The organism is Promicromonospora kroppenstedtii DSM 19349, from assembly GCF_000515355.1.
GTDB lineage: Bacteria > Actinomycetota > Actinomycetes > Actinomycetales > Cellulomonadaceae > Promicromonospora > Promicromonospora kroppenstedtii.
Window position 1 is genome coordinate 1358 of record NZ_KI911658.1, and the last position, 2362, is coordinate 3719.

General features: G+C 72.6%; 4 protein-coding genes. 2 read left to right on the forward strand and 2 right to left on the reverse strand.

Going from position 1 to position 2362, the window contains the following annotated elements; all coding sequences use genetic code 11:
* Nucleotides 1-178 precede the first annotated feature (178 nt).
* Nucleotides 179-637, forward strand: coding sequence for a hypothetical protein (locus PROKR_RS11545; RefSeq protein WP_036963298.1), 459 nt, complete (start codon nt 179-181; stop codon nt 635-637).
* A gap of 24 nt (nt 638-661) precedes the next feature.
* On the opposite strand, the gene PROKR_RS11550 is transcribed toward PROKR_RS11545, so the two are convergent.
* Together PROKR_RS11550 and PROKR_RS11555 are read right to left on the reverse strand one after the other, a co-directional pair.
* Entirely contained in the window at nt 662-1234 is a 573-nt protein-coding gene (locus PROKR_RS11550) for a DinB family protein (RefSeq protein WP_084800388.1), read from the reverse strand.
* Nucleotides 1235-1296: 62 nt separating this feature from the next.
* Nucleotides 1297-1530, reverse strand: a complete 234-nt coding sequence (locus tag PROKR_RS11555; protein WP_036963300.1) for a hypothetical protein — start codon at nt 1528-1530, stop codon at nt 1297-1299.
* Nucleotides 1531-1612: 82 nt separating this feature from the next.
* Here PROKR_RS11555 and PROKR_RS30700 point away from each other — a divergent pair.
* The coding region (locus tag PROKR_RS30700) for a T6SS immunity protein Tdi1 domain-containing protein (protein WP_051432893.1) at nt 1613-2362 on the forward strand (750 nt) is incomplete at its 3' end.

Below are 2362 nucleotides of genomic sequence, written 5' to 3' on the forward strand. Positions count from 1 at the left end.
GGGCATCGCCACGGCTCCCCTGCCGGGCGCGAAGCGGCGGGTCATGGCCCTCACCGTCGGCCCGCCCGCGCCGCCCGCCGAGGCACTGATTCGGCAGCTCGTGGCAGCAGGCGCTAACGTCCCGGTGTGACCCCGGCCACCACCCCGAGCCCCGAGACCTGAGGGCGGACCCGGTCCGATGCTGCTCGTCTCGACCTTCTTCTACTCGGCCGGCGCCGCCGTCGCCGCGTTCATGGCCCTGGAGGCCTACCTCGCGGTGGCCGCCGCCGACCAGACCTACCCGAGCGTCGTGCTGGCCGCGGTAGCCGCCGTCGGGCAGGTCACCGGCAAGCTCCTGTGGTACTGGGCCGGCGCCGGGACCACCCGGCTGCCCTGGCTGCGCAGCAAGCTGGAGTCGCCCAGGATCGAGGCCGCGATGACCCGCTGGCGTGGCCGCACCGAGGGCCGCCCCGTCTACACCGGGCTGGTCCTGCTCACCTCGGCGTTCGCGGGGCTGCCGCCGTTCATGGTGATGTCCGTGGTCGCGGGCGTGCTGCGCGTGCGCATGTGGTTGTTCGTCAGCACCGGCCTGGTCGGCCGGTTCCTCCGGTTCTGGATCGTGCTGGAGGCCGCGGACCTCGCGTGGTTGCTGTTCTGACCCGGGGGCCGGGAGCAGACGGCGCTACAGGTCGGTCGCGCCGTCCAGGGCCTCGCGGAGCAGGTCGGCGTGACCCGCGTGCCGGCTGTACTCCTCGACCATGTGCACCAGGATCCAGCGCAGCGTGATGCGCCCGCCATGGCCCGCGTGACCCGACGGCCGCGCGACCTCCTGGTCCAGGCCCGCGCCGACGACCTCGTCGAGGATCCGCTCGGAGGCGGCCACGGCGTCGTCGAACAGGGCGACCAGCTGCTCCGGGGTGTCCGCGAGGGCGCTGTTCCAGTCCCAGTCGCGATCCGCGGACCAGTCGACCGCGTCCCACGGCGGCGCGGGATCGTTGCCCCGCAGGCGTACCGAGAACCACACGTCCTCGACGTAGGCGAGGTGCTTCAGCATCCCGGCCAGCGTCATGGTCGACGGCGGGTGCGGCGTGCGCAGCTGCTCCGCCGTCAGGCCCGCGCACTGGCGCCGGATCGTGGCCCGGTAGAAGTCGACGAAGGACCGCAGCATCGTCACCTCGTCGGCTGCGGCCGGCGGGTCGGTGCGCTCGATCCGGTCGATCTCGCCCCGGGACCCGGGGCTGATCCTCGCGCTCACGCTGTTCTCCGTGCTGCTGGCCCCCATGCTGCTGGCCTCCGAACTCGAGCTGCTCTCCGACGTCATGGGGCGACCGTACCGATCGCCGGCACGTGCTGGCTCATGTCCGTGGCGCCGGGCGTCGTCGACAGCGCACGGGCGAGGGTGAGGGCGGCGCCGATCAGCGCGGCCTCGGCGACCTCCTGGCCGTGCTCCTGGGTGCGGACATGCTCAAGGGGGCCCCGGGCCGAGCGGGACGTGAGCCGCGTGTGCTCGTCGCCATCTTGGGGTCGCCAGGTGTTTCCGGGAGGAAACATTCGGGTGAAACGGATGAGCCGAATCGTTACATATCCAGTACGCCCCTTTTGCTCGGAGTGTGAGCATGGCAACATTCGCCAGGTGCACCTGATCCGAGAATTCGCACCTGACGCCTACGAGTTCGCGCTGTCGTCCTGGTCGTGGATAGGGACGGGTGACAAGACCCCGCGCTTCGCCTCCTGCTTCGGCGACCTCTTCCTGGAGTCGCACGACGGCTGGTGGTTCCTCGACACCGTCGAGGGCACGCTGGAGCGCCGGTGGGGCACGATGGACGAGATGTTCGCCGACCTCGAGACCGAGGACGGCCGCGCCGAGTACCTCCTGGAGGAGACGCTCAACGCCGCGCTCGGCCAGGGCATGCGGCTGGCCGACGACGAGGTCTTCGCGTTCCTCCCGCCGCCCGCGGTGACGGGCACCATGTCGGTGGACTCCCTGGCGCCGCTGCGGTTCGCGATCGCGGCCAACCTCGCCGGGCGGATCCACGGCGAGCTCAACGGCGTCCAGCCCGACGCCGGGGCGTCGGCGCTGTTCGCGGCGCAGAACCAGGCGGCACAGGAGCTGACCGGGGCGACGCCGTCGTTCGACTCGCCGAACCCCCCGGCCGACCTGTGGCAGCCGGCCGCGCAGCAGGTGAACACGGGCGCCTACCCCGCCTACCAACCCGGCCACGACGCGCGGCAGGCGGCGGCGCACCCCGCCGGATACCAGGCCCAGTACGCGGCCGGAGCCGAGCTGGACTACCGGGGCGGGCAGCAGGGCTACGACCCGGGGGCCTACGGCGCCGGGACGGGTCAGGGGGCGTACGGGGCCGCGCCCGGTTCGCACGCGGCA

Coding starts and splice junctions, on each gene's coding strand:
- PROKR_RS11545 (WP_036963298.1), top strand. CDS start 179: ATGCTGCTCGTCTCGACCTTCTTCTACTCGGCCGGCGCCGCCGTCGCC.
- PROKR_RS11555 (WP_036963300.1), bottom strand. CDS start 1,530: ATGTTTCCTCCCGGAAACACCTGGCGACCCCAAGATGGCGACGAGCAC.